This is a genomic window from Cellvibrio sp. KY-YJ-3, assembly GCF_008806955.1.
Taxonomy (GTDB): Bacteria; Pseudomonadota; Gammaproteobacteria; order Pseudomonadales; family Cellvibrionaceae; genus Cellvibrio.
This window is the reverse complement of the sequence record NZ_CP031727.1, coordinates 3583397-3609848: the sequence shown is the minus strand read 5'-3', so window position 1 is coordinate 3609848 and position 26452 is coordinate 3583397. Positions and strand designations below refer to the sequence as shown.

Genomic DNA, 26452 nt, shown 5'->3' with positions numbered 1-26452 from the left:
AATAAAGTTTTTGCGTAAGCCAGTGTACTTAGATTATGCCGCCACCACCCCGGTTGCACCGGAAGTGGCGGCGCTTATGGCGCAGTGCCTGACGTTGGAAGGCACCTTTGCCAACCCCGCCTCGCGCTCCCATGTGTATGGCTGGCAGGCGGAAGAGTTGGTGGAAGAAGCGCGCGCGCAAGTGGCGCAACTTATTAATGCCGATCCGCGTGAAATCGTTTGGACCAGTGGCGCGACTGAGGCCAACAATCTGGCCTTGAAAGGTATTGCGGAAAGCTATCGGGCGAACAATGCCAGCGGCGGACATATTGTGGTCTCGGCGATTGAGCATAAAGCGGTACTTGATCCCGCTTCATGGCTTGAAACCCAGGGGTTTGGCGTCACCCGGTTGCTGCCTGATAGCGATGGTATTGTGACTGTCGATGCGCTCGCCGCAGCCCTGCAAGCCGACACTTTTTTAGTCAGTATCATGCAGGTCAACAATGAGTTGGGTTGCATTAACGACATCAAATCCCTCGCGGCTATTTGCGGTATGCGCGGGATTTTATTTCACTGCGATGCCGCGCAAAGTGCCGGAAAAATCGCGCTGGATGTTAAAGATCTCGGCGTGGATTTGCTCTCGCTGTCGGCGCACAAATTTTATGGCCCCAAGGGTGTGGGCGCGCTCTATGTGAAACGCGCTGCCAATGTAAAAGTGGCTGCGCAAATTCACGGCGGCGGTCACGAGCGCGGTATGCGCTCGGGTACTTTGGCAACCCATCAGTTGGTGGGCATAGGTGCGGCAGCCAAATTGGCACAGGAACATCTTGTTAGGGATGCCGAACGTATTAAAAGCCTGCGCGATCATTTATGGCAGGCGCTTGCCGATTTACCCGGCGTTAAACGCAATGGCTCCAGTGAATTCTGTGTGAGTGGAATTTTAAATGTCGCCTTTGGTAATACCGATGGTGAAATGCTGCTGTTATCGCTGCGCGACCTGGCTATTTCCAGTGGTTCAGCCTGTAACTCGGCCAGTATGTCGCCCAGTTATGTGCTCAAAGCGATTGGGTTGAGCGATGAAAATGCGCAAGCCTCATTGCGTTTTAGTATTGGCCGTTACACCACGGCGGAAGAAATTGAATTTGCGATTGAACATCTGCGCAGTGTCATCAGCAAACTGCATAAGGCCTAGGTTTTCGGGCCGCTGCAAACAAGGTAATTATCATGTCTGAACAAGTCGAACAGCTCATTAAGAAAGAATATGCCGCCGGTTTTCATACCACTATCGATACGGAAACCTTGCCGCCCGGTTTAAACGAGGACGTGATCCGTTTTATTTCGGCGAAAAAGAATGAGCCGGAGTGGCTGCTGGAGTGGCGCTTGAAAGCCTATCAGTCCTGGCTGGAAATGACTGAGCCAGAATGGGCGCACGTCAAATATGACGACATAGATTTCCAAGCGGTTTCCTATTATTCCGCGCCCAAATCCATGGATTCCAAACCCAAAAGTTTGGATGAAGTAGACCCGGAATTATTGCGCACTTATGAAAAGCTCGGCATTCCATTGCATGAGCAGGCCGCACTTGCCGGTGTGGCGATGGATGTGGTGTTTGACTCGGTGTCGGTAGTGACAACCTTTCGCGAAAAATTGCTCGAAGTCGGCGTGATTTTCTGTTCAATCAGCGAAGCGGTGCATAAGTATCCCGAATTGATTAAAAAATATATCGGCTCAGTGGTGCCGCAAAAAGACAACTATTACGCTGCGCTCAATTCCGCGGTGTTTTCCGACGGCTCATTTGTGTACATCCCCAAAGGGGTGCGCTGCCCGATGGAGTTGTCGACCTATTTTCGCATCAACGAACAAAATACCGGCCAGTTTGAACGCACATTAATTGTCGCCGATGAAGGCTCCCATGTAAGTTATTTGGAAGGCTGTACTGCGCCCATGCGCGATGAAAATCAATTGCACGCGGCAGTGGTGGAGTTGATTGCACTCGACAATGCCGAAATCAAATATTCCACAGTACAAAACTGGTATCCGGGCAATGAAGAGGGCAAAGGTGGTATTTACAACTTTGTTACCAAGCGCGGCGTGTGCCACACCAATGCCAAAATTTCCTGGACGCAAGTTGAAACCGGTTCGGCGGTGACTTGGAAATACCCCAGCTGTATTTTGCGCGGTGATAACAGTGTGGGTGAATTTTATTCCGTGGCGCTGACTAATAATTATCAGCAGGCTGACACCGGCACCAAGATGATCCATATCGGAAAAAATACTCGTTCCACGATTATTTCCAAAGGGATTTCTGCCGGTAAAAGTTCCAATGCTTATCGCGGTTTGGTGCGTATCAACCCTGGCGCGGAAGGTGCGCGCAATTACACCCAGTGCGATTCATTGTTAATCGGTGATAAGTGTGGTGCGCATACATTTCCCTATATCGAAAGCAAAAATCCGAGTGCGGTAATTGAACATGAGGCGACCACCTCCAAGGTGAGTGAAGATCAAATGTTCCTCTGCCAGCAGCGCGGCCTGGATGCTGAAAAAGCGGTATCCATGATTGTGAATGGTTTTTGTCGTGAAGTATTTAAAGAGCTGCCGATGGAATTTGCCGTCGAAGCGGGCAAGTTATTGGAAGTGAGCCTTGAAGGTTCTGTAGGCTAATCACGCAAAGCGATATGTAGGTTGGGCTAGCCGCGAGTTTAACGAGCGGCGTAGCCCAACAAAAAAATTAAAATCTGAATTTACCGTGTTAGAAATTATCGGACTGAAAATTTATGTTGCGCATTACTGATTTGTTTGCCCGCGTTGAAGAGAAAGAAATTATCAAAGGTTTGAATCTGACCATCAAACCCGGTGAGGTGCACGCCATCATGGGGCCTAACGGCGCAGGCAAAAGTACATTGGGTAATGTGTTGTCCGGCCGTGAGGGTTATGAAGCTACCAGCGGCAGTGTCACCTTTAATAGCAAGGATTTATTCGAACTGGACATTGAAGAGCGCGCCCGCGAAGGTTTGTTTTTGGCGTTTCAATATCCCGTTGAAATTCCCGGTGTGAGCAATATGGAATTTTTGAAAGCCGCGGTGGATGCCAAACGCAAACATCACGGCCAGCCGGAATTATCGGCAGTTGAATTTATGAAGCTCGCACGTGAAACCAGTAAACGGGTGAATTTGGATCAAGCTTTCTTAAAGCGCGGTGTCAACGAAGGTTTTTCCGGTGGCGAGAAAAAACGCAATGAAATTATGCAGATGATGTTGCTTGAACCGAGCCTGTGTATTCTCGATGAAACTGACTCGGGCCTGGATATCGACGCACTGCAAGTGGTAGCCAATGGCGTCAATGCCATGCGTTCGCCCGAGCGCAGTTTTATTGTAGTGACCCACTACCAACGCCTGCTCGATTACATAGTGCCAGATTACGTACATGTATTGGCCAATGGTCGCATAGTCAAAACCGGCGGCAAAGAGTTGGCGCTGGAGCTGGAAGAGAAAGGCTACAGCTGGCTTGAAACTGAGGCGGTATAAGTTATGACCGATTTTCAATCCCAGGCGATAAAACTTGCCGCACAACAGCAGCCACTTCAGTGGTTGCAACGTTTTCGTGCCGCTGCTGCCAATGACTGGTTGGCACAGGCTTGGCCGACGCGCAAAACCGAACACTGGAAATATACACCGCTGCAGGGCTTGCAAAAAACGCTGCTGACGGCCTTTGGTAACCGTAGCGGTTTTTCTGCTGAACTGGATGCTGAGTTGCGCCGCCAACTTATCCCGCTCGACGCGCTGCGCCTGGTATTTATCAACGGAGTATTTGATGCAGACAATTCCATTATTGCCGATGTCGCTGTGCGTTTTTCGCAGGCGAATAGTGAGCAGCAAGCGCTGATTGAAAAACACCTGGGCAAAATTGTTGAAGGCGAACGCCACCTATTTGCCACTTTGAATAATGCTTGGCTGGAAGAGGGGGTATTGCTCCATGTGCCGTGCAATCAGCGCTTAGAAAAGCCGGTGTATATTGTCAATATCACTAGCGGTGCTGCATGTGCCAGTAACCAGCGTTTATTAATTGTGCTGGATGAAAATGCCCAAGCCGAAGTAGTTGAACACTATTTTACTTGCGGTGCTGCGCAGACTGGTTTTGTTAATTCCTTGACCGAAATTTATTTGGCCGATGGCGCAAACTTGCAGCACTATCGGTTAAATATGGAGGCAGAGCAGGCACAGCATGTAGGTGCAGTGCATGTGGATTTGCAACGCAATGCACGCCTGCGCGGATTTGCACTGGCGCTGGGTGCCAGTGTGATGCGCATCGACTACCAGTTAAACCATCGCGGCCCCGGTGCCGAACTGGATTTGCAGGGCGTTTACCTGCCGCGCAATCAGCAGGTGGTGGACTATCACACCAATATTTGTCACTGGGTTCCGCACTGCACTTCTAATGAAGTGTTTCGCGGCATTATCAGCGATTCGGCGCAGGCGATTTTTAATGGCCGTATTTATATTCATCAAGATGCACAAAAAACCCTGGCGGAATTGAGCAACAAAAATTTGCTCACCTCCAATAAGGCGGAGGTTAATACCAAACCTGAATTGGAAATTTATGCCGATGATGTGAAGTGTGCACACGGCGCCACCATCAGTCAGCTGAACGAAAATGCCCGCTATTATTTGCGCAGTCGCGGTCTGTCGCGCGCAGAAGCGGATGTGATGTTGAGCTTCGGTTTTATCAATGAATTGCTGGAGCAAATTGCCCAGCCGGTAGTGCACGACTATTTGCAGCCGCGTCTCGCGCATTTGTTTGGGCGGGATTTGAATCTAACGGCAGAGGTAGCTGATTTGGCGGAGTTGTCTGATGACTAATGCCCCGTTTGATGTGGAAAAAATTCGCGCTGATTTCCCCATTCTGCATCAACAGGTGAATGGTCAGCCGCTGGTGTATTTGGATAATGCTGCGACCACCCAAAAACCCAACGCGGTGATTGATGCCATCAGCTATTACTATCGCACTGATAATAGCAATGTGCATCGCGGCGCTCATGCACTGGCGGATCGTGCCACCGTAAAATTTGAAGCAGCGCGAGAAAAAGTCGCGCAGTTTTTAAACGCGCCTGCCGCCAAACAAATTATCTGGACGCGCGGTACCACCGAGAGTATTAATTTGGTGGCCGCCTCCTGGGGCAAAAGTAATTTGCAGCCGGGCGATCGCATTCTGGTCTCGGCGATGGAGCATCACGCCAATATAGTGCCTTGGCAATTAATCGCTCTGGCCACGGGTGCAACGCTGGAGCCTATTCCGGTGGATGCCAATGGCAATATCAACATGCTTGCCTTTGATGCCATGCTTGATGCCCATGTAAAAATGGTCGCCGTAGGTCATGTCTCCAATGCGATGGGCACCATTAATCCCATCGAAAAAATTATTACCCTGGCTCATGCAGTGGGCGCACGGGTGTTGATTGATGGCGCGCAAGCGGTGAGCCACTGGGCGGTGGATGTACAAAAACTCAATTGCGATTTTTACGTATTTTCCGCGCACAAATTATTTGGTCCCACTGGTTTGGGTGTGCTCTACGGCAAAGAGGATTTACTTAACTCCATGCCGCCTTATCAAGGCGGTGGCGAGATGATTGAGACAGTTTCTTTTGCTGGTACCACTTTTAACCAGTTGCCCTACAAATTTGAAGCGGGTACGCCTGATATCGCCGGTGCTATAGGTTTGGGGGCAGCGATCGACTATTTGCAGTCGCTGGATCGCATCGCCGCCGCCGAGCATGAACAGGCGCTGTTGGCTTATGCGGAACAAAAAGCGCGCGCCACCGAGGGTTTAACTTTGGTGGGCACCGCCCATCATAAAACCTCAGTGATGAGTTTTTTAATCGATGGTGCTCACCCGGCCGATGTGGGTGTGCTGTTGGATAAGCAGGGCATTGCCGTGCGCACCGGCAACCACTGCGCCCAGCCAATCATGGATCAATTTGGCATTCCCGGCACAGTGCGTGCCAGTTTCAGTTTTTATAACACCTTTGCCGAGGTGGATCGCTTATTTGTCGCGATCGAAAAAGCAAAAACTTTTTTAATTTGATGATGAGTCCCATCATCCTAATTGATTGTAATGTTTGTCGGAGTAGATCATGAGTATCGCTTCATTTAACCCGCAGCAGGACACAGTTATTGTCACCTCCGCGGCGGCGGCACACTTCAAACGGCAGCTGAGCGCGAGTAAAGAGGCTTCAGCGGTGCGTTTGAGTGTGAAACAAAGTGGCTGTACCGGCTGGATGTATGTGGTCGATCTGGTGGCTGAAGCCGGTGCCGATGATTTGCATGTGCCGCTGGAGACGGGTGTTGAATTGTTGGTGGATGCCAAGAGTTTATCGGTGGTCAGTGGTACTGAGATCGACTATGTGACTGAAGGTGTCAATCGCCAACTCAAGTTCAACAACCCGCGCGCCAAAGATTACTGCGGCTGTGGTGAAAGTTTTAGTGTTAATTAACGGGCCATTGGGTCTAGAGAATTTCTATGTCTGAACGACGTATGGTGGTAGCCCAGGCAGATTGCCCAGCGCGGCGGGTGCCTGACGGCACCCCGCTGACTATCCCTGAAGGCACCTTTGTCACCATCACCCAGGCGTTGGGTGGCAATTACACCCTGACTTATCACGGCCAAATGGTGCGGGTGGATGGCACTGATGCCCATTTATTGGGACTTGAACCCACCAGTATTGAATTCCCGCCACCGGTGAATGATTTAATCCTGGAGGAGCAGGTCTGGCAGGCGCTGGGCAGTGTGTTTGATCCGGAAATCCCGGTGGATCTGGTCAATCTGGGGCTGATCTATGGCGTGAAAATCGATCAGCAGGCCAAACAGGTCGACATCCAAATGACCCTGACTGCACCCGCTTGTGGCATGGGGCCGGTTTTGGTGGGCGATGTTGAATACCGTGTGCGCCTGGTGCCCAATGTCAAGTCGGTTAGGGTGGAGCTGGTGTTTGATCCGCCCTGGCAGCGCCATATGATGAGCGAAGAAGCCCAGCTGCAAACCGGCATGTTTTACTGATCACTTTTGCGGTAGAACTAATCACCTTTGTAATAGAGAAGCCCAATGACCCAATTTGGTATAGATGTAACGGCTGAGGATATATTGGATACCCTCGGCTTCTTTGATAACTGGGAAGAGCGCTACAAGTACATTATCGATCTGGGTAAAGAGTTACCACCAATGGATGAGTCGCTGCGTACGGAGCAGTATCTGGTGCGCGGCTGTCAAAGTCAGGTTTGGTTGGTGGATGAGTGGCGCGCTGGCAAGCTGTTTTTTCAGGCCGACAGTGATGCCTTTATAGTCAAAGGTTTGCTAGGGGTAGTGCTGGCGGCCTTTAATGGCAAAACTCCGGGTGAGATATTGGCTTTTGATATTGATGCCTATTTTGCCCATTTGGATCTGTTGCAGCATCTGAGTTCAACCCGCGGCAATGGCCTCAAGGCGATGGTAAAGCGGATTCAAGAGCGCGCAAGCAATGTGCACTAGTTCTTTCCCTGCGTATAACCTCTAGCCATTTTTGTTTATTAATCAAATAGCTAGCATATAAAAATACTGCAAACCCGCGTATAATTCGCGGGTTTTGTATTTTGTAGCCCTCAATCGCTGATAGTGGCATCGCAGGCGCTGCTTCAACTGAAAAATAGTGTGTGGAGTCTCTCATGGCTGTTGAACAAACCTTATCAATCATAAAACCCGATGCGGTGCGTAAGAATGTGATCGGTGCGATAGTCACTCGTTTTGAACAGGCGGGGCTTAAAATAGTAGCTCAACGCATGATGCAATTGAGTCGTGCTCAGGCAGAAGGCTTTTATGCCGAACATCACGGCAAACCATTTTTTGATGGGCTGGTAGAGTTCATGACCTCAGGTCCTGTCGTTGTCCAAGTTTTATCGGGCGAAAATGCGATAGCACTGAACCGTGAGTTGATGGGCGCAACAGATCCTGCCAAGGCGGCCCCCGGAACTATTCGTGCGGATTATGCCGACGCTATCAGTACCAATGCTGTGCATGGCTCTGACTCGCCTACATCTGCTGCGCGTGAAATTGCTTATTTCTTCGCGAGCAATGAAGTTAATCTTCGTTAATTAAGAATTACCCCAATTTTGTTTACAGGTATTGAGCCATGACTGAAGTATCCAGCTCCATTTCTTCCGCCGGTGCGGTTGCTGCAGAGGGCTCTGCCAAAATGAATTTATTGGGCCTGCCAGAAGCCAAGTTGATCGCGTTTTTTGAATCTATTGGTGAGAAAAAATTTCGCGCGATTCAAGTGATGAAGTGGATTCATCAGCTTGGCGCTGACAACTTTGATGACATGACCAATGTCAGCAAGGATTTGCGCGCAAAGTTAAAAAATATTGCCGAAATTCGCCTGCCGGAAGTAGTACAACAATTTGACTCTACCGACGGCACGCGTAAGTTTTTGATCCGTGTGACTGGCGGCAGTGTGATTGAAACCGTGTTTATTCCCGATGGTGATCGAGGCACTTTATGTGTGTCGTCGCAGGTGGGATGCTCGCTGGATTGCAGTTTTTGCGCCACGGGTAAGCAGGGTTTTAACCGCGATTTAACCGCCGCTGAAATTATCGGCCAAGTCTGGATTGCCGCCAAATCATTTGGCCAATTACAAGCTAATGGCCCGCGTCGCGTGACCAATGTGGTGATGATGGGCATGGGTGAACCGCTGCTCAATTTCGATAATGTTGTCGACTCAATGAATTTAATGATGCACGACAATGCCTACGGTATTTCCAAACGCCGCGTGACCTTGAGCACCTCGGGTGTGGTGCCCCAGCTTGATCGTTTAAGTCAATATACTGATGCTTGTCTGGCTATTTCATTACACGCGCCCAACGATGAGCTGCGCAATGAGTTGGTGCCTATCAATCGCAAATATCCTATTGCGATGCTGCTCGATTCGGCCAAACGTTATATCGAAGCGATGCCCGATACCCATCGCAAAATTACTATCGAATACACCTTAATCGACCAGGTGAATGATCGCCCACATCACGCCCATGAATTGGCAGAACTGCTGCGTGATGTTCCGGTTAAAATTAATTTAATTCCGTTTAATCCCTTTAACTTATCTAACTACAAGCGAGTGAGTAATAACGCACTGCGCAAGTTTCAGGATATTTTAATGGAAGCAGGTTACATCACGACTGTGCGCACCACGCGTGGTGACGATATTGATGCAGCTTGCGGTCAATTGGCGGGCCAAGTGAACGATGTGACAAGGCGTAGCGAGCGATACAAAGCACAGTTTGATGAGGTGCAAGCAGTAAAAATTGTTAATCAGTAGTACGTGAGAACTGATTAGGGTTATCAATGTGATGAGCTTGTTAAAAATAGGTGTGTTTATGCAAAAGAATAAATTACATAAATTGCTACAGCTATTAATAGTAAGTCTGGTGAGTGTTTTGCTGCTCTCTGGCTGTGTGTCTGATGGTAAGGGCAAACCGAATCGGCCTGTTGATAAAGCTAAATCGCTTGAACTGCATATCAAACTGGCGCAGGGATATATTGACCGAGGTAACCGTGAGTCGGCGCGTCATCATTTGCGTAAAGCGGCCGAGATAGATCGTAACTCCGCTGATGCAACAGAAACTCTCGCGCGTTTGTATCAATTGGAAGGTGAGCCAAAATTGGCAGAAGAAACCTTCAAAAAAGCGATAAAAAACAAAAAGAATTTTACTTTGGCACGAAATAATTACGGTGTGTTTTTGTTCGGCGCCAAGCGCTACGAAGAAGCATTGGAACAATTTGAGCTGGCAGCTGAAGATCTGGATTATGTTGACCGCGCGTCTGCCTTGGTTAATGTGGGAAGAACGGCGCTGTTGTTAGGTAAAAATGAACGTGCAAAGGCCGCTTTGGAGCATGCCGCTGTGCTTGATCGCGGCATGGCTGACGCGCAGATTGAATTGGCTGATATTAATTTTCAAAAACAGGATTACGCAGCTGCAAAACAGCATCTGGATAGGTATCAGGCGCAAGGGCAGGTGACTTCGCGTTCACTGTTATTGGGGATTCGTTTGGAGCGCGTTTTTGGTAATAAGGATAAAGAAGCCAGTTATGTATTGATGTTAAAGAATCGTTTTCCTTATTCAAGAGAATATCTTGAATATAAACAGACGATGATGTGAGACATTTCTCCACAGGTTTAAAATGACTTTTGATGACGATAAAAAATCCATAGACGATAGCAGGTCAAGAGAACTCTCTCCCGGCAAACTGTTGGTGTGGGCGCGTGAGCGCGCCAACCTTACACAAGAGCAAGTTGCCAAAGAACTCTATATGACGCTTACAAAAGTCAGGTCGCTTGAGTCGGACGATTATCGTCATATGAGCGCCGATACTTTTGTGCGTGGTTATTTGCGTGCTTACGCCAATTTGGTTCATCTTGATGTCCCACAAGTATTGTCTGCCTATGATCGGTTTCTGCAAAAAACCGGGGGGGCAGAGTTAACTACACCTCGTCGCTCCGAGTCTGAAAGTAAACCTATTTGGCAATTTGCAGTAATTACATTGGCTGCGCTTTTTATTCTTTGGTTAATTTCGATTTGGTTTTTCGATAATCGACAGCAGTCCGTTATTGATCGACCGGCCGCTATTGTGCCCCAGTTGGATTTACGTCACTCATTCTCGAGTGCGGCATCCAGTGCGATGCCCCCCATTTCAGATACATCGCTTACCGCTATTTCTGTTGGCGCAATGTCTTCAGCTGCGGCTGTAGAAATACAAGCCAGTAGTTCTATTGTCAGCTCAGAGTCCTATTCAAGTGAGGCATCTATTGTGGCAGTAGAAAATACTCCAATTGCAGCAGTGGCGGGGCGTTTGGCAGTGCTGACGCTGGAATTTAATGCGGAGTGTTGGTTGGAAGTAAGCGATGCACGTGGTGATGTGCTTGCCGCTGATCTTCAAGCGGCGGGTAGCAGTCTACAACTGCAGGGGGAGGCGCCATTTGATGTAAAACTTGGCAATGCGCCAGCAGCAAGTATTTCACTCAATGGTGAGTTAATTGTGATAACGCCATTGCCAACAACGAATGTGTTATCACTAAAAGTGGGTCAGTAAACTCGCTGTCCTGCGCGTCAAAATGAATCGGGAAATCTTATGCATTGCGAGTCTCCTATAAAACGTCGTAAATCGCGGCAGATAATGGTTGGAAATGTTGCGGTTGGTGGTGATGCACCTATTTCTGTACAGAGCATGACCAATACAGAGACAACAGATGTAGCGGCAACTGTCGAGCAAATTCGCCGTATTCAAGCGGCAGGTGCCGACATTGTTCGCGTTTCAGTGCCCACAATGGACGCTGCGGAAGCCTTTGGTGCCATTCGCAAGCAAGTGACTATTCCGTTGGTTGCAGATATTCATTTTGATTACCGTATTGCGCTGCGTGTTGCCGATTTGGGTGTGGACTGTTTGCGCATTAATCCAGGTAATATTGGTCGTGAAAAGCGCATCAAAGCTGTTGTCGATAAAGCGCGCGATTTAAATATCCCAATCCGAATTGGTGTCAATGCCGGTTCTCTTGAAAAAGATTTGCAGAAAAAATATGGCGAGCCAACACCTGATGCGTTGGTTGAATCTGCTTTGCGTCACGTAGAAATTCTTGATCAGTTAAATTTTTATAATTTTAAAGTCAGTGTAAAGGCGTCAGATGTTTTTATGGCGGTTGCTGCTTACCGCAAGCTTGCTACGCTAATCGATCAGCCCTTGCATCTAGGTATTACTGAGGCGGGCGGTTTGCGTTCTGGCACAGTGAAATCCTCCATAGGTTTAGGCGCACTGCTGATGGATGGTATTGGCGATACTATTCGCGTATCGCTTGCGGCAGACCCCATTGAAGAAATTAAAGTAGGTTGGGATATGCTGCGCAGTTTGAAAATTCGCAGCAAAGGTGTGAACTTTATTGCTTGCCCAAGTTGTTCACGTCAGAACTTTGATGTAATCAAAACCATGAACGACCTGGAGCAGCGCGTGGAGGATATTACCGTCCCTCTGGATGTGGCGGTAATTGGCTGTGTTGTAAATGGCCCCGGTGAAGCAAAAGAGGCTGATTTGGGACTGGCAGGCGGAACCCCGAGTAACTTGATATACATAGATGGTGAGCCCAATCAAAAGTTAACCAATGAAAATCTGGTTGATAATCTCGAGCGTTTGATTCGTGCCAAGGCTGCACAAAAGCAGGCACAAATGGATGCGGATGCAAAAAATATCATCGCAAAAGCCTGATGCTTTTGTGTTTATAAATAAGGTTTGAAATTGAAAAAAATACAAGCAATTCGTGGGATGAATGACCTGCTGCCAGCAGACTCACCACTTTGGCAATATGTTGAGTCTGTGGTTACTGACATACTTACGCGCTACGCCTATCAGGAAATTCGTTTTCCAATCGTCGAGTCTACAGAGTTGTTCAAGCGCTCGATTGGTGAAGTTACCGATATTGTTGAAAAAGAAATGTATACCTTTGAGGATCGCAATGGCGATAGTTTGACCTTGCGCCCCGAAGGTACTGCGTGCTGTGTGCGGGCCTGTGAAGAAAATGGGTTGCTTTACAATCAAACACAGCGCTTGTGGTATATGGGCCCCATGTTTCGCCACGAGCGTCCGCAAAAAGGACGTTATCGGCAGTTCCACCAAATTGGTGTTGAAACCTTTGGCATCCAGGGCCCCGATATCGATGCCGAGGTGTTAGTGTTAAGCGCGCGTATTTTGCGTGAGTTAGGCGTTGCTGATCATGTTCGTTTGCAGATTAACTCTCTGGGTAGTACGGAAGCTCGCACTACATACAAACAGGCATTGGTTGCGTATTTGGAGCAGGTAAAAGATCAACTTGATGAAGATAGTAAGCGTCGTCTTGAATCAAATCCTTTGCGTATTCTTGATTCAAAAGATGCTAACACCCAGTCATTACTAAACGCAGCGCCGGTGCTTCTGGATTATCTGGATGATGCTTCGCGCGAACATTTTGAAGGGTTAAAGTCGCTGCTGGATGCGGCTGGTATAGCGTATGAAGTAAATCCACGCTTGGTGCGCGGACTCGATTATTATGGTAAAACGGCGTTCGAATGGGTAACGGATAAATTAGGATCGCAAAGTACGGTTTGTGCTGGTGGTCGCTATGATGGTTTGGTTGAGCAGTTGGGTGGCAAATCAACACCTGCTGTAGGTTTTGGTATTGGTCTTGAACGCTTGGTGTTGTTGTTGCAAGCCGTGGAGGCAGTGCCAGAGGGTTTGGATCAACAAGCTGATGTTTACTTGGTGGCAGTTGGTAATGTGCAGTCTGTTGCCATGCAGCTAGCTGAGCGTATACGTGATGATTTACCTTTTGTTCGTTTGTTGCTCAATTGCGGTGGTGGTAATTTTAAAAGCCAATTAAAACGAGCGGATAAAAGCGGTGCTGAAATCGCGTTAATTCTAGGTGAAGATGAAGCTCAGGCTGAGAAGGTAAGTATTAAATTCTTGCGTGATGATGTTGAACAGCAAACCCTTCCATTTGATGAAGCAATTGCCTATCTGCAATCGCTCGGGTAAAAAATAACGTTTTATTTAATCATTAATATTTCCTGCGCGTTGCGCAAGTCCTACAGGAGTCAATTGTGAGCGTACATCTTTCAGAAGAAGAACAATTAGAAGTCTTAAAGCGTTGGTGGAAGGATTATGGTAGAACCATAATCATCGCCGTATTAATCGTTGTGGCTGGCTATTTTGGTTTTACAACGTGGCAGGATCAAAAACGTCAAGCGGCTGAAAAAGCATCAGTAATGTATGAAGAACTGTTGAAACTGGTTAACGTTGAGCCTGGCAAGGTAATCACCGATGCTGATAAAGCGACTGTTACTCATTTAGCCGGTCAGCTGAAAGAGGCAAATAGCAAAAGCATGTACGCACATAGCGCGGCTTTTTTTCTTGCCAAATTGGCTGTTGAAGATAACAAGTTAGATGCGGCAGCGAGTGAACTTAAATGGATTTTGTCTGCCAAACCGGATGCTGCAACTGAGCAGTTGGCTCGCTTGCGATTGGCGCGAGTGTTAACTGCACAGAAAGCTTATGACGAAGCCTTGGCGCAATTGACTCCAGAACCAGCGGCAGCATTTGTTGCTGATTACGCTGAAGCACGCGGGGATATCTTTAAATTACAAGGTGACTTGGATGCTGCCAGAACCTCATTTGAAAAAGCGCTGACCTCAATTGATCCTCAACAACAAGAGCGTTACATGTTGTTGCAAATGAAAGTTGATGATTTGAAAGTAAATGATTCTGTGCCGGCAGCCCCTGTTGCTGAGGAGAAGTAAATGACGCAAGTCTCTGTGAGGCACTTTAGCTGGTTGGTTTTGCTTTGTGCATTCGCTGTTTCCGGATGTTCCTGGTTTAGTAAAAAAACAGGAAACGAACCCATGGAGTTAGTCGATTTTGAAGAGACTATCGACCTGGATCGGGTGTGGAAACGTGGTATTGGTGAAGGTCAAAACAAAGGTTTTAGTAGCCTCACACCTGCATTAGATGGCGATGTTATTTATGCGGTTGATTTTGAAGGTTTGGTTGTTGCAGTAAACACTGGTTCTGGCAAAAAGCTCTGGTCACGCAAGATTAATAAAGCAGAACAGGGACTGTGGGGATGGCTGAAGGGTTTCTTCGTTGCCACTGACCCGAACCGCCAAATCATTGGTGGTATCGCTGCTGAAAATGGTTTGTTGCTGGTGGCGACTTATGCGGGTGAAGTTATGGCTTTATCCAAAGAAAATGGCGATGAGTTATGGCGTAAACAGCTTCCGGGTGAAATAGTTTCAGCTCCACGTACTAACGGAAGTGTTGTTGCTGCTCAATCGGTGAATGGCAAGCTCTATGCCTTGGATGCCAAAACCGGTGAACAATTGTGGTTTTATGATAATCAGCCACCAGTTCTGACGTTGCGCGGTACGCCATCACCAATAGTCACCGACACAGCGATTTACACCGGTTTTTCCAATGGTCGCATGATGGCCTTTAACCCGAGTAATGGTTTGATACTGTGGGAGCAGCGTATAGCTTCACCAAAAGGTCGTTCAGAGCTGGAGCGGATGGTAGATATCCATTCCAGTCCAGTTCTGCGTGATGGGGTTCTGTATGTTGGTACCTATCAGGGTCGAGTCAGTGCAATAGCGCGTGGAACTGGCAGTCCACTGTGGGGAATTGATGGTTCAACCAGTGAAAATCTGGCTGTTTCCTCAGATAAAGTTTTTGTTGCCCATTCCGATGGCAAAGTGGCTGCTTACAGTGCGGCCACGGGCGAACAATTGTGGGTTAATGAACAAATGTTGCGCCGTAATTTGAACGGGCCACAAGTATTTGGTGATTATGTAGCCGTAGTTGATTTTAAAGGCTACATGCACGTGCTCAACCAAAGTGATGGCCAGTTTGCAGCACGTACTCGTGTTGACAGAAAAGGCGCACGTGCTCCGATGCAAACAGATGGTGAAACACTTTATGTGTTTACTAATCGTGGCAAACTAATTGCGTTTCGTGCTGAAAAAGACGAATAAACTTCGGCTTTAGAGCAAACTAAAACCAGCCGCTGAATTTATCATTGAGTGATTAATGGTAAACTCCTCAGCGGCTGGTTTTGTTTTTAGCAAAGTTTATTTCCGGGCGGCATCCGCCTTCATTTCTGACTTTTTACCTCATTGATATTTTTATGATTATCCCCGTAATAGCACTTGTTGGTCGCCCTAATGTGGGTAAATCCACTCTTTTTAATCGCTTGACCCAGTCTCGCGATGCCTTGGTAGCGGATTACCCCGGTTTAACCCGCGATCGTAAGTACGGCGAAGGTATATTAGAGAACCGCCGTTTTATTGTTATTGATACCGGCGGAATCAGCGGTGAGGAAGAGGGTATCGACAGCATGATGGCGGGGCAATCGCTGCTGGCGATACAAGAGGCCGATATAGTCCTCTTTATTGTCGATAGTCGTGCCGGGCTTAATCCGGCCGATGAAACCATTGCCAAGCATTTGCGCGTCAACAACAAAAAAACTTATTTGGTTGCCAATAAAATTGACGGTACAGATCCCGATATTGCGTTGGCACCATTTTATGAGCTTGGATTGGGTGAAGTTTACCCAACGACTGCAAGCCACGGTCGTGGTGTGAGATCCTTGATGGAAGAGGTTCTGGCAGAAATCCCTGAATTTCCAGAGGATTATCAACCAGACGATGCGACCGGTATTAAAATTGCCATTGTTGGCCGTCCCAACGTAGGCAAGTCAACTCTGGTAAATCGCTTGCTGGGTGAAGATCGGGTGGTGGTTTACGATGAGCCCGGTACTACTCGGGATAGTATTTATATCAATTACACTCGTTTTGATAAGCCTTACACCATTATTGATACGGCGGGAGTACGTCGGCGAAAAAATATTGATTTGATGGTGGAAAAATTTTCTATCGTCAAAACCATGCAGGCGATTGCAGATGCAAACGTTGTAGTGTTGGTAATGGATGCCAGCGAAGGTGTGGTTGAGCAAGATTTGCACCTGATGGGCACTACCATTGAGGCTGGCCGCGCGTTGGTGATAGCGCTGAATAAGTGGGATGGTTTGGATGATGCGCACAAACAATATGTGAAAAATGAAATTGAGCGCCGTTTACGCTTTGTAGATTTTGCCACCATTCACTTTATTTCTGCCTTGCACGGTACAGGTGTTGGAAATCTCTACAAGTCCATTGAGTTAGCTTACCAATCGGCAACAGATAAGTTCAGCACTAATTACCTCACAAGAATTCTGCAAGATGCTGTACGTGAGCATCAGCCGCCCATGATCCAAGGGCGACGCATCAAGCTGCGTTACGCTCACCCGGGTGGACATAATCCACCGATAATCGTGATTCATGGTAACCAGACCAATGATGTTCCCAGTCACTACACCAAGTATTTGGAAAAAACCTTCCGTCGGGTCTTGGACCTGCACGGAACTCCGATAAAAATAGAGTTCCGTAACAATGAAAACCCTTATTCGGAGCGGAAAGGGAAACTTACCCAGCGACAGCTGGTTGAGATGCGGCGCAAAGCAGAGCGCGAGAAAAACAATAAAAAGCCAAAGTAATTCCCACATGATGGCGCCCAAGACAGCACAAATCTTGTTGCTCGGCGCGCCATTGTTATGGCCCAAAAGAAGTAATTTCACAGCCAACTACAGCTTGCAACCGGCGTAGTGAAGGAGTAGTGTTACGCGCTTTATTGATCGCCGCGGCGGTCCACTTGAACTCCAAGCCCGAGCAGAAGATGACACCCGCAAGCCGCAAGCTGCTTATCATCGATGACGATGCCCTTGTCCGCCAAAGCCTTTTAACCTATCTGTCTGATAGTGGTTTTGCTGTGCAGTTTGCTATTGACTCCCACTCTGCACTTCACCTTCTTCAGTCCAATCACGACTACCCTGATTTGATTATCACTGATCTGCGTATGCCCAACGGCGACGGTTTGCAGTTATTGCAAACGTTACACGACCAGTTCCCTGAGTTGCCTGTTATTGTGGTGTCCGGTGCTGGTGTGATGAGCGATGTAGTAGCTGCATTGCGTTTGGGAGCGAGAGATTATTTGATTAAACCGCTTGCTGATTTAGAGGTTCTTGTTCACTCGATCAATAAAGTGCTTGATCGTCAGGATCTGGAAGCCGAAAATTTGCGTTATAGAGCACAACTGGAGGACGCCAATCGCGAGCTGAAAGAGAATTTGCGTGTTCTGGAGCGAGATCAGATTGCTGGTCGCAGGGTGCAGCGACGACTGATGCCATCTGGGCTCAGCACCCAAGAGGGTTATCAGGTTGCGCATACTATAGTTCCTTCGCTTTTTCTCAGTGGCGATTTTGTTGATTATGCCCACATTAAACAACGTTACCTCGCGTTTTACTTAGCTGACGTTTCAGGTCACGGTGCATCTTCTGCATTTGTCACTATTTGGCTAAAACACTTGGTAAGCCGAATGGTACGCGAGGAGGGCTTGTTTGGTGATGAGTACTCGTTTGTTGAGGGTGCTAATCAAATGTTGCGGCAAATTAATCGTGAACTGCATGAGACTCGCCTCAGTCATCACCTAACACTTTTTGTAGGCATAATAGATACCCATACAGATAAAATGCATTATGTGGTTGCAGGCCACCTGCCTATGCCAATTTTGTTGACTGAGTCCGGCGCGGAGTACTTGGTGGGGCAGGGTAAGCCCGCAGGTATTTTCAAGGAAGTTAGTTGGCAGCTGTATGAACGAGATCTTCCTGAAAAATTTGCTTTGATTTGTTTTTCGGATGGTGTTTTGGAAACATTGCCACAGGTTGAGTTGGCGGATAAAGAAGCTCATTTATTGGCGCGGGTTGCTGCCAGCACTGGCACTTTGGATTCCGTCTGCAATACTTTGGTGATAAAAGAGATTCGTGATAACCCCGATGATATCGCGGTCCTTTCGATTTCTAGAGGTGTGAGTTGATGAAACCCGGCCAGATTTTAGTTGCCGACCACAATGGTGTTTATATCATCAAGATGCTGGGTGATGTTCGCCTTACTCTCTGTATTTCTTTCGATCAATTTATTGATGCAATGTTTAAAAGTGAGAATTTTACCTCAGTGCTGTTTGATCTTTCGGATGCGGAGGCGATTGACAGTACAACATTGGGGTTGATGGCAAAAATATCAATTTTGGGTCAGGAGCGATGTGGAATAGTACCGGTTATCTTGGCGAGTAACCCGAGTATCCAGCGCATCCTTCAAACCATGGGGTTCGGCGATATATTTACTATAGTCGACAAGCTTGATGCTCCAGTGCTCAGCGCGCAGCCACTAAATTGCATTAATTGTGATGAACAAGAAGTAAAAGAAAAAGTATTAGAGGCCCATAAAATTTTGATGGGTTTGAACGCAAGTAACGCAGATACATTTCGTAACTTGGTAAACATGTTGGAGAACTGTTAAAACTATTAAACCAATTTTTTTGATTTGTTACTGCAGTTTTGTTTTGACAAGATTTTTAGCGCGAATAAATTCGCTGTGCGGGACGTAGATTAAATCTGCTACCTTTCTGATCATGTAGTCTTCGTATTTATCCAAATCTCCATCGGCATAAGCCATTTCCCACATCGCTATTATCAGGCGAAATTTATCGCTCGCTGAGCATTGCGTGTTCACAATTTGAGTGAATTGATGCAATGACGTTGCATCATGAGACTCATTTTTGGCGAGATCAATCAAGTCGGCGATTTCATTTGTGGTAAGTGAAAATTTTTGTGCGAGTAATTGATTGAGTTTGTTAGCTTCAATTTCGGAGAAGTGATGATCAGCCATGGCAATTTCCACCAGCAATGCAGAAATGGCCAGTTGTTTCTGGTGATCGGTGAGGGCGAGTGAGTCGCCACCTGATTGCAGGTGGCGCTCGATAAAGCGTGCGAGCTTATTGAGCACGGGCTTTAATCAGGTTCTCAAGGTTGATCTGATCTTTCACAAAACCGCGGATACCCTCGGCCAGTTTTTCGGTGGCCATAGCATCTTGGTTGATACCAAAACGGAAGCTTGCTTCTGTCTCGATTTGTTTTGCGATTTTTTCACCTGAATTGTTTGGTGACAGGACGCGCTTTAATTCGCCTTTGTCCTGATCCAATTCTTGCAGCAATTGTGGGCTGATGGTCAAACGATCACAACCGGCTAGCGCTTCAATTTCGCCGAGGTTACGGAAGCTCGCACCCATTACCACAGTTTTGTAGCCATTTTGTTTGTAGTAGTTGTAGATCTGACGTACAGATACTACGCCTGGATCTTCTTCTGCGGTGTATTCTTTTTTGTCGGTGTTCGCTTTGTACCAATCAAGAATACGACCTACAAAGGGAGAGATAAGAAATACGCCAGCATCAGCACAGGCGGCTGCTTGATTGAAGCCAAACAGCAGGGTCAGGTTGCAGTTAATGCCTTCTTTTTCCAAAACTTCGGCGGCGCGAATGCCTTCCCAAGTAGATGCAAGTTTGATCAATACACGAGATTTATCAACACCACCTTTTTCATACAGGCTGATTAATTGGTGCGCCTTGGCGATAGAGGCTTTGGTGTCAAATGACAAGCGCGCATCCACTTCGGTAGAAATACGGCCGGGAACAATTTTCAGAATTTCCAAGCCAATGCCAACAGCAAGGTGATCACACACAGCGCTCAGTTGTTCTGCGCTGTTAGTGATACCTTTATTTGCGGCGATAGATGAGGTCAGCAGGCTTTCATATTGCGGCATTTGTGCTGCTTTATAAACCAGCGATGGGTTGGTGGTCGCATCCAGAGGTTTGTAAAGGCGAATGGCTTCTATATCGCCAGTATCGGCTACGACGTCGGTAAATTGCTTCAGTTGTTCGAGTTTACTAGTCACAGTGGTAATCCTATTTCTGAAATAACAAGTGGTTGATATTCGTCTTATTGCCGTCAGATATATTATAGTCTTAATGACTTTTTGAATGAAACAGTCATTTTTTATAAAGCGATAAATACATAGTCTATTAAGGTTTTAGGCCCAAGAGTAAATCAAGTAATAGTTGCTAATGGTAACTCATTTATGGCCGCAAGCGCTCGTTCAAGAACCTCGATTCCAGCACCGGGTTTGTGGGCTTGCTCACTAATAACGCGTCTAAATTGCCGTGCACCCGGTAGTCCTTGGTAGAGCCCAAGAATATGCCGGGTCAAATGATTGAGGCGTGCGCCCTTCGCTAACTGTTCGATACAATATTCTTTAAATTGTTCCATTACCTCATCGCGGCTGATGATGGTGCGCGAGCTGCCGTAAATTTGCTGATCAACTTCTGCGAGTAGATAGGGATTGCTGTAAGCCTCACGACCAATCATGACACCGTCCACATGTGCCAGCAGGGTTTTCGTTTGCTCTAGTGTAGTGATACCACCGTTGATAATAATGTTGAGCTGGGGGAAATCCTGTTTGAGCTGATAGACCTTATCGTACTGCAATGGCGGTACTTCACGGTTTTCTTTAGGGCTGAGGCCTTTTAGCCAGGCTTTGCGCGCGTGAACAATGAAGGTACTACAGCCAGTTGCGGCGACGGTGCTGACAAATTTGACCAGCCCGGCATAATCTTCCATGTCGTCGATTCCGATGCGATGCTTTACCGTCACCGGAATTTTCACCGCATGCTGCATGCTTGCGATGCAATCGGCCACTAGTTCTGGCTCGGCCATTAAGCAGGCGCCAATCATGCCATTTTGTACGCGATCACTGGGGCAGCCACAGTTGAGATTGACCTCATCGTAACCCCAGTCTTCGGCGATGCGTGCACATTCAGCGAGATCGGTGGGGTTGCTACCACCAAGCTGCAAAGCCAAGGGATGTTCACAGGCGTTGTAATCGAGGAAACGCTTTTTATCACCATGCAAGAGCGCACCGGTGGTAACCATCTCGCTGTAGAGAACGGCTTCTTTGGTGAGCATGCGCCAAAAGGTGCGGCAATCAGAGGTTGACCACTCCATCATCGGAGCGAGGGTAAAGCGGCGGTCAAGGGTTGGGGTTGGTGTCATCAAGGTATGAATTTCAATAGCGCAAAATAAAAATGCCAAGCAATATCGGCAGGTGTTTTATGATAGCGATATTTACTTAGGGCTGCACGGTAAACCAGCTCGACAATCGGAAGAATCTATTTATGTCATTGACTCATATCGACTCCCATGGTCACGCAAGCATGGTGGATGTCTCAGATAAACCCGCGAGCGTGCGCGAAGCCCGCGCTTTTGCACGGGTTGTAATGCAGCCTGAAACATTGGTGCAAATCAAAAACAACGGCCTGAAAAAAGGGGATGTGTTGGCTGTTGCGCGCATTGCTGGTATTCAGGCCGCAAAAAAGTGCGCGGATCTGATCCCTCTTTGTCATCCGCTAGCGCTGAGTAAAGTGGCGGTCGATTTCAGTTTGGATGAAGCTAATTCCAGTATAGAAATTACCAGTTACTGCAAACTAACCGGTCAAACAGGCGTAGAAATGGAAGCGCTTACAGCGGCAAGTGTCGCTGCGCTGGCAATTTACGATATGTGTAAAGCAGTAGATATGGGCATGGTAATTGAGCAGATTTGCCTATTGGAGAAAATGGGCGGGCGTCGCGGCCACTATCAGCGTGAAACAACAGGGCGGCACGAGGTAAACGAATAATGATCCAGGTGGTATTTTTAGCGCTGCTGCGCGAGCAGCTGGGCAGTAACGGCATACAGGTCGACTCCAATTCAGCAAAGTCTATTGGGGAGTTAAAGCAATACTTGATTTCGCATCACCCTGAATGGGCAGAGTTTTTGGAGAACAAAAAATTATTAATTGCACTGAATCATGAATATGCACGTGGTGATTTCCCCTTGAAGTCTGGCGATGAAGTGGCGTTTTTCCCGCCGGTTACCGGAGGTTAATATGCCATTTTCTATTGCAGTTCAAACCAATGATTTTAATGTGGGCGATGAATACGCACAGCTAGTTGAAAATGATAAAGATGCGGGGGCGGTGGTTTTTTTTGTTGGCCGAGTGCGTGAGATGAATCAGTCGCGTTTGGTGTCCGGTCTCTCGCTTGAATATTATCCTGGTATGACAGAGCGTGTACTAGATCAAATAATGAATGTTGCAAGACAGCGTTGGGATTTAATTTCTGTGCGTATTGTTCACCGTGTAGGGCAATTGTATTTAAGTGATCAAATTGTATTTGTGGGTGTTACTAGTCAGCATCGCGAACATGCATTTCAGGCTGCTGAATTTTTGATGGACTTTTTAAAAACCCAAGCCCCTTTTTGGAAAAAGGAAATAACGGCGCAAGGTGAGATGTGGGTGGATGAAAATCAAAAAGATAAAGATGCCCGTGAGCGGTGGTAAATAAAACGGGTAAATAAAAATGGGCGCTGAGGCGCCCATTTTTATACGACTTATGTCTGACTAATTACAAATGTGCCGGCTCAGATGCCGGCTCGGATTTGTAGATGCCTGCGTACTTAAGACCAAAATACATAATGTAAACATAGCATGCTGCAGGCAATAAAAATGACAGTTGTAGACCAATGGTGTCCGCAAGAGCGCCTTGCAGCAATGGCACCAATGCACCACCTACTATGGCCATACACAGGAAGCCAGAGCCTTGGCCGGTAAACTTGCCGAGATTGTGCAGTGCCATACTAAAAATAGTGGGGAACATAATTGAGTTAAACAAGCCCACAGCAATAATCGCCCACATGGCTAACTTGCCTTCGGTAAATACTGCAACCAATACTAAAATAACAGAACAAATACAGTTAAATGCCAAGGTTTTTCCTGGGCTGACATAGCGCATTACCGCAAAACCTATAAAGCGACCAATCATTGCGCCTCCCCAGTAATAGCTAACCAGATGCGCTGCATCAGCTTCTTTTAATCCGGCAATGTTTTCTTCGCCAAAAAAGTTAATTAAGAAGCTTCCAATAGATACCTCTGCGCCCACGTACAAGAAAATACCAATTGCTCCCAACACTAAATGCTTATGTGAGAGTGCAGACTCTTTATTAGAGGCCATATCACTGGATATGCCTGGTTCTTCGTCATGGTGGATCTTAGGCAGTTTGGCGAATGCAAAAAATAAAGCTAAAGAAAGCAGTGCCGCTGCTAATGCTAAATAGGGGCCTTGCACTGATGCGGCTTCCTGGGCTCTGTGCGCTGCTTGTTCTGCAGCAGGCAAAAGAGCTAATTGATCTGCAGTTAATACAGCTGTGCCTAAAATCAACATGCCGCCTAATGCAGGAGCAATAGTGGTTCCTAATGAATTAAATGCTTGGGTGAGTGTTAAGCGGCTGGATGCTGTTTTGGCTGGGCCAAGCACAGTAACGTAAGGATTTGCTGCTACTTGTAAAATTGTGATGCCAGACGCGAGGACAAATAACGCAAACAAAAAAAGTGCGTAACCACTAGTTGCAGCAGGATAAAATAGTGCGCAACCAGAAGCGGCGATGATCAGGCCAGCAACGGCGCCGTTCTGATAACCGAGGCGTTTAATTAGCGCGCCAGCAGGTAAAGACACCACAAAGTAGGCACCAAAAAAACAAAATTGAACGAGCATTGCTTGGGTGTAGCTGAGTGTGTAAACACTTTTCAGATGAGGGATTAGTACGTCATTAAGTGAGGTTAATAAACCCCACATAAAAAACAAAATAGTGATGATAATCAGTGGGACTGTGTTGTTGCCCGTACTCACTGAGTTGTTGAGTGGGGCGGTAGAACCTTGGGGTACGCTGGCCATGAGATTACCTCGTTGTTATAAAAATTGTTTGTCGTTGTCGTGGTCTTAAAATAAGGTTTGCCGATTGATTCAAAACCTTGGTGCGCTAACGCAGCTTGAGGAAGCCGACGCAAGCGCGCGGTACTATAATGCAAGGCTATAACGCTGTCACATTGTTTGTTCCCGGTTTACAATCGGTTGCACTCTTACTGTCTTATGGTCATATTGACCTCTAAAACTATAACGCTGAGGTGAGTTTAGTGACTAAAGCAACTATCGATGATGTTGCCGCGCTGGCGGGTGTTTCGATGAAAACCGTGTCGCGCGTGGTGAATAATGAACCGAATGTGCGACCAGCTACCCGTGAAAAAGTTGAAGCGGCGATTCGGGAGTTAAGTTATCGGCCCAATCAATCGGCGCGCAGTCTTGCGGGCAATCGTTCTTACTTGTTGGGGCTTATTTACGGGCACCCCAGTGCGCACTACGTCTTGGATATTCAAGAAGGTGTATTGGAGATTTGTCGTCCACAGCGCTACGAATTATTGGTGCACCCGGCGATTCATCGCGACCCTAACTTGATTGATGAAGTTACTGATTTGATTTTGGAGAAGCGTGTAGATGGCGTCATGTTGACACCGCCGTTGTCAGATAACATGGCCGTGATCACGCTGCTAAAAAAAATGAATATTCCGTTTGTGCGGGTGGCGCCAACAGAAAATAAATCTGCGTCACCCTATGTAGAAACCAACGACGAAGAAGCGTCCTACGACATGACCTGTCAGCTAATTGCGCAGGGGCATATGCGGATTGGTTTTATTTGTGGTCATCCGGATCACCGTGCAATGTCGTTGCGTTATGAGGGTTATAAGGCGGCATTAATTGAAAATGAATTGCCCTTATTAACAAATCTGGTGGCTCAGGGCGATAATTCATTTGAATCAGGAGAGACTTGCGCTAAACAATTGCTTGGTTTGTCGGAGCGGCCGACAGCGATTTTTGCAGCTAATGATGATATGGCGGCAGGTGTCATGATGGTGGCTCATCAAATAGGGGTAAAAATTCCTGCGCAATTATCGGTGGCCGGCTTTGACGATACACCCGTTGCGCATCAAATTTGGCCATCACTAACAACTATTCGTCAGCCGATTCGGCAGATGGCAAAAAAAGCGACTGATTTGCTGCTGAAACAGTTGCGGGGAAAAGATATTCAACTACCGGCCAGTATGCTGAATTCAAGCATCATTGTGCGTGAATCTACTGGCCCGCTGGTGCCGACAAAATCAGTCAAAACCAAATAGTTTTTCAATACTACTTTTGCCCTCAGTTTTGAGGGCAGGGGTTTCAAATAAATAGGGTAAGTTGGTGTTTCTACACCAACATCGACATGGCTGCTTCCATATCTGCACTCAAATCTTCTGATTCACTCACTTGCATGTCTGGGTCGAGTCCAAGTCTTTCAAACGCTTTTACTTTGGTGAAGTCGATTTTGGTCATGGCTGAATCAGTTCCAAGATAACTTTGGAGCATGGCGACAGTCACAACATCCGCATAATCCGCCTTGGGAATAGAGCGAGTAAAGTCTATATGCTGGGTTGGAATGTGCGCGAGCTCCTCGGGGAAACCCCAGGTTTTCAGGATAAGGTCCCCGAGTGGCGCGTGTAATACATCAATAACAGCATCCAGTGTAAAGCTGTCTTTCAAGAGCGCAGGATGGTCTTCGGCATAGGTGAGAATCGGTAGTACACCGATTTTGTGCACCAGCCCAGCCAAGGTGGCTTGGTCCGGGCGCAGTTTGGTGTAGTGCTTGCAAAGTACATGGCAAATTCCAGCTACTTCACTTGAACGGCTCCACACTTCGCGCATGCGCATGTCCACCAAATCCGACGTTGCCTGAAACATTTGTTCCATGGCGAGCCCGGTGGCGATATTGCATGTGTATTGAATACCAAGGCGCATAAGTGCGGTGCGCAAATCTTCAATCGCGCGACTGGCGCGCAGTAACGGGCTATTGGCAACACGAATAATGCGCGCGCTCAGCGCAGCATCGTTGCCAATAACGCTGGTGAGCTTGTCGATGTCGGCATCCGGGTCGTCGGCAACTTCCCGAACTTTCAGTGCTACCTCGGGTAGTGTCGGTAGTACGAGTTGATCTTTTTCAATTGCAGTTATGATTTCCTGGCGTACTTTTTCAGCAATAGGATTCATTGGTTGTCCTG

Annotated in this window: 28 protein-coding genes; 23 read left to right on the top strand and 5 right to left on the bottom strand. The window is 47.4% G+C overall.

The genetic code is table 11. The features are described from left to right. Positions 1-10: 10 nt before the first annotated feature. The 19 genes from D0B88_RS15315 to D0B88_RS15220 all read left to right on the top strand — a co-directional run bounded on the left by D0B88_RS15315 (position 11) and on the right by D0B88_RS15220 (position 18956). Entirely contained in the window at positions 11-1171 is a 1161-nt protein-coding gene (locus D0B88_RS15315) for an aminotransferase class V-fold PLP-dependent enzyme (protein ID WP_151058267.1), read from the top strand. A gap of 32 nt (positions 1172-1203) precedes the next feature. Then, positions 1204-2640, top strand: a complete 1437-nt coding sequence (gene sufB / locus D0B88_RS15310) for a Fe-S cluster assembly protein SufB (RefSeq protein WP_007642060.1) — start codon at positions 1204-1206, stop codon at positions 2638-2640. Between the two features lie 113 nt (positions 2641-2753). Beyond that, positions 2754-3503 carry a Fe-S cluster assembly ATPase SufC gene (sufC, locus tag D0B88_RS15305; protein ID WP_151058265.1) on the top strand — a complete coding sequence of 250 codons (750 nt, stop codon included), beginning with the start codon at positions 2754-2756 and terminating at the stop codon, positions 3501-3503. Between the two features lie 3 nt (positions 3504-3506). Then, a complete protein-coding gene (gene sufD / locus D0B88_RS15300) occupies positions 3507-4835 on the top strand; it encodes a Fe-S cluster assembly protein SufD (RefSeq protein WP_151058263.1) in 1329 nt (442 codons plus the stop codon). Further along, entirely contained in the window at positions 4828-6057 is a 1230-nt protein-coding gene (locus tag D0B88_RS15295; protein WP_151058261.1) for a cysteine desulfurase, read from the top strand. The genes sufD and D0B88_RS15295 overlap by 8 nt, the downstream gene beginning before the upstream one ends. A 49-nt stretch (positions 6058-6106) precedes the next feature. Further along, a complete protein-coding gene (locus D0B88_RS15290) occupies positions 6107-6466 on the top strand; it encodes an iron-sulfur cluster assembly accessory protein (protein ID WP_151058259.1) in 360 nt (119 codons plus the stop codon). A 26-nt stretch (positions 6467-6492) separates the two neighbouring features. Beyond that, positions 6493-7029, top strand: a complete 537-nt coding sequence (gene sufT / locus D0B88_RS15285; protein ID WP_191966454.1) for a putative Fe-S cluster assembly protein SufT — start codon at positions 6493-6495, stop codon at positions 7027-7029. A gap of 45 nt (positions 7030-7074) precedes the next feature. Then, entirely contained in the window at positions 7075-7497 is a 423-nt protein-coding gene (locus D0B88_RS15280) for a SufE family protein (protein WP_151058257.1), read from the top strand. A gap of 173 nt (positions 7498-7670) precedes the next feature. Then, complete coding sequence (gene ndk / locus D0B88_RS15275; protein ID WP_151058255.1) at positions 7671-8096, top strand: nucleoside-diphosphate kinase; 426 nt, start codon at positions 7671-7673, stop codon at positions 8094-8096. 38 nt (positions 8097-8134) lie between these two features. Beyond that, on the top strand, positions 8135-9313 hold the full coding sequence (gene rlmN / locus D0B88_RS15270) for a 23S rRNA (adenine(2503)-C(2))-methyltransferase RlmN (protein ID WP_007642042.1): 1179 nt from the start codon (positions 8135-8137) through the stop codon (positions 9311-9313). A 58-nt stretch (positions 9314-9371) separates the two neighbouring features. After that, positions 9372-10154, top strand: coding sequence for a type IV pilus biogenesis/stability protein PilW (pilW, locus tag D0B88_RS15265; RefSeq protein WP_225318396.1), 783 nt, complete (start codon positions 9372-9374; stop codon positions 10152-10154). 22 nt (positions 10155-10176) lie between these two features. After that, entirely contained in the window at positions 10177-11085 is a 909-nt protein-coding gene (locus D0B88_RS15260) for a RodZ domain-containing protein (protein WP_151058252.1), read from the top strand. A gap of 39 nt (positions 11086-11124) precedes the next feature. Then, a complete protein-coding gene (ispG, locus tag D0B88_RS15255; protein ID WP_151058250.1) occupies positions 11125-12249 on the top strand; it encodes a flavodoxin-dependent (E)-4-hydroxy-3-methylbut-2-enyl-diphosphate synthase in 1125 nt (374 codons plus the stop codon). 30 nt (positions 12250-12279) lie between these two features. After that, a complete protein-coding gene (gene hisS / locus D0B88_RS15250; protein ID WP_151058248.1) occupies positions 12280-13551 on the top strand; it encodes a histidine--tRNA ligase in 1272 nt (423 codons plus the stop codon). 65 nt (positions 13552-13616) lie between these two features. Then, positions 13617-14312 (top strand): tetratricopeptide repeat protein, encoded by a 696-nt coding sequence (locus tag D0B88_RS15240; RefSeq protein WP_151058246.1) that lies wholly within the window; start codon positions 13617-13619, stop codon positions 14310-14312. Further along, positions 14313-15539, top strand: coding sequence for an outer membrane protein assembly factor BamB (bamB, locus tag D0B88_RS15235; RefSeq protein ID WP_151058244.1), 1227 nt, complete (start codon positions 14313-14315; stop codon positions 15537-15539). A gap of 155 nt (positions 15540-15694) precedes the next feature. Beyond that, the gene (gene der / locus D0B88_RS15230; protein WP_040392101.1) at positions 15695-17098 is read left to right on the top strand and encodes a ribosome biogenesis GTPase Der; all 1404 of its coding nucleotides are present in this window, start codon (positions 15695-15697) and stop codon (positions 17096-17098) included. Between the two features lie 155 nt (positions 17099-17253). Next, positions 17254-18474 carry a SpoIIE family protein phosphatase gene (locus tag D0B88_RS15225; RefSeq protein ID WP_225318395.1) on the top strand — a complete coding sequence of 407 codons (1221 nt, stop codon included), beginning with the start codon at positions 17254-17256 and terminating at the stop codon, positions 18472-18474. Further along, complete coding sequence (locus tag D0B88_RS15220) at positions 18474-18956, top strand: STAS domain-containing protein (RefSeq protein ID WP_151058238.1); 483 nt, start codon at positions 18474-18476, stop codon at positions 18954-18956. The genes D0B88_RS15225 and D0B88_RS15220 overlap by 1 nt, the downstream gene beginning before the upstream one ends. A gap of 27 nt (positions 18957-18983) precedes the next feature. Here the strand turns inward: D0B88_RS15220 and D0B88_RS15215 are convergent, their stop codons facing one another. The 3 genes from D0B88_RS15215 to dusA form a co-directional block, all read right to left on the bottom strand. After that, positions 18984-19442, bottom strand: coding sequence for a TerB family tellurite resistance protein (locus tag D0B88_RS15215; protein ID WP_151058236.1), 459 nt, complete (start codon positions 19440-19442; stop codon positions 18984-18986). After that, positions 19432-20388 carry a transaldolase gene (tal, locus tag D0B88_RS15210; RefSeq protein WP_007642023.1) on the bottom strand — a complete coding sequence of 319 codons (957 nt, stop codon included), beginning with the start codon at positions 20386-20388 and terminating at the stop codon, positions 19432-19434. Before tal ends, D0B88_RS15215 begins: the two co-directional genes overlap by 11 nt. 152 nt (positions 20389-20540) lie before the next feature. Next, the gene (gene dusA / locus D0B88_RS15205; RefSeq protein WP_191966453.1) at positions 20541-21542 is read right to left on the bottom strand and encodes a tRNA dihydrouridine(20/20a) synthase DusA; all 1002 of its coding nucleotides are present in this window, start codon (positions 21540-21542) and stop codon (positions 20541-20543) included. Positions 21543-21664: 122 nt separating this feature from the next. On the opposite strand from dusA, the gene moaC reads away from it, so the two are divergent. From moaC to moaE, 3 genes are read left to right on the top strand one after another with little or no spacing between them, the layout of a single operon-like run. Further along, positions 21665-22165, top strand: coding sequence for a cyclic pyranopterin monophosphate synthase MoaC (gene moaC / locus D0B88_RS15200; protein ID WP_151058233.1), 501 nt, complete (start codon positions 21665-21667; stop codon positions 22163-22165). Further along, on the top strand, positions 22165-22413 hold the full coding sequence (moaD, locus tag D0B88_RS15195; RefSeq protein WP_151058231.1) for a molybdopterin converting factor subunit 1: 249 nt from the start codon (positions 22165-22167) through the stop codon (positions 22411-22413). Before moaC ends, moaD begins: the two co-directional genes overlap by 1 nt. A gap of 1 nt (position 22414) precedes the next feature. Beyond that, entirely contained in the window at positions 22415-22867 is a 453-nt protein-coding gene (gene moaE / locus D0B88_RS15190; protein WP_151058229.1) for a molybdopterin synthase catalytic subunit MoaE, read from the top strand. Between the two features lie 64 nt (positions 22868-22931). Here moaE and fucP read toward each other — a convergent pair whose 3' ends face one another. Further along, a complete protein-coding gene (gene fucP / locus D0B88_RS15185; RefSeq protein WP_151058227.1) occupies positions 22932-24257 on the bottom strand; it encodes an L-fucose:H+ symporter permease in 1326 nt (441 codons plus the stop codon). Positions 24258-24496: 239 nt separating this feature from the next. Between fucP and D0B88_RS15180 the strand changes: the two genes are divergently transcribed. Beyond that, positions 24497-25534: a LacI family DNA-binding transcriptional regulator gene (locus tag D0B88_RS15180; RefSeq protein WP_225318394.1), complete on the top strand. Its 1038-nt coding sequence runs from the start codon at positions 24497-24499 to the stop codon at positions 25532-25534. A 70-nt stretch (positions 25535-25604) separates the two neighbouring features. Here the strand turns inward: D0B88_RS15180 and D0B88_RS15175 are convergent, their stop codons facing one another. Further along, positions 25605-26441 (bottom strand): HDOD domain-containing protein, encoded by an 837-nt coding sequence (locus D0B88_RS15175; protein ID WP_151058223.1) that lies wholly within the window; start codon positions 26439-26441, stop codon positions 25605-25607. Positions 26442-26452 lie beyond the last annotated feature (11 nt).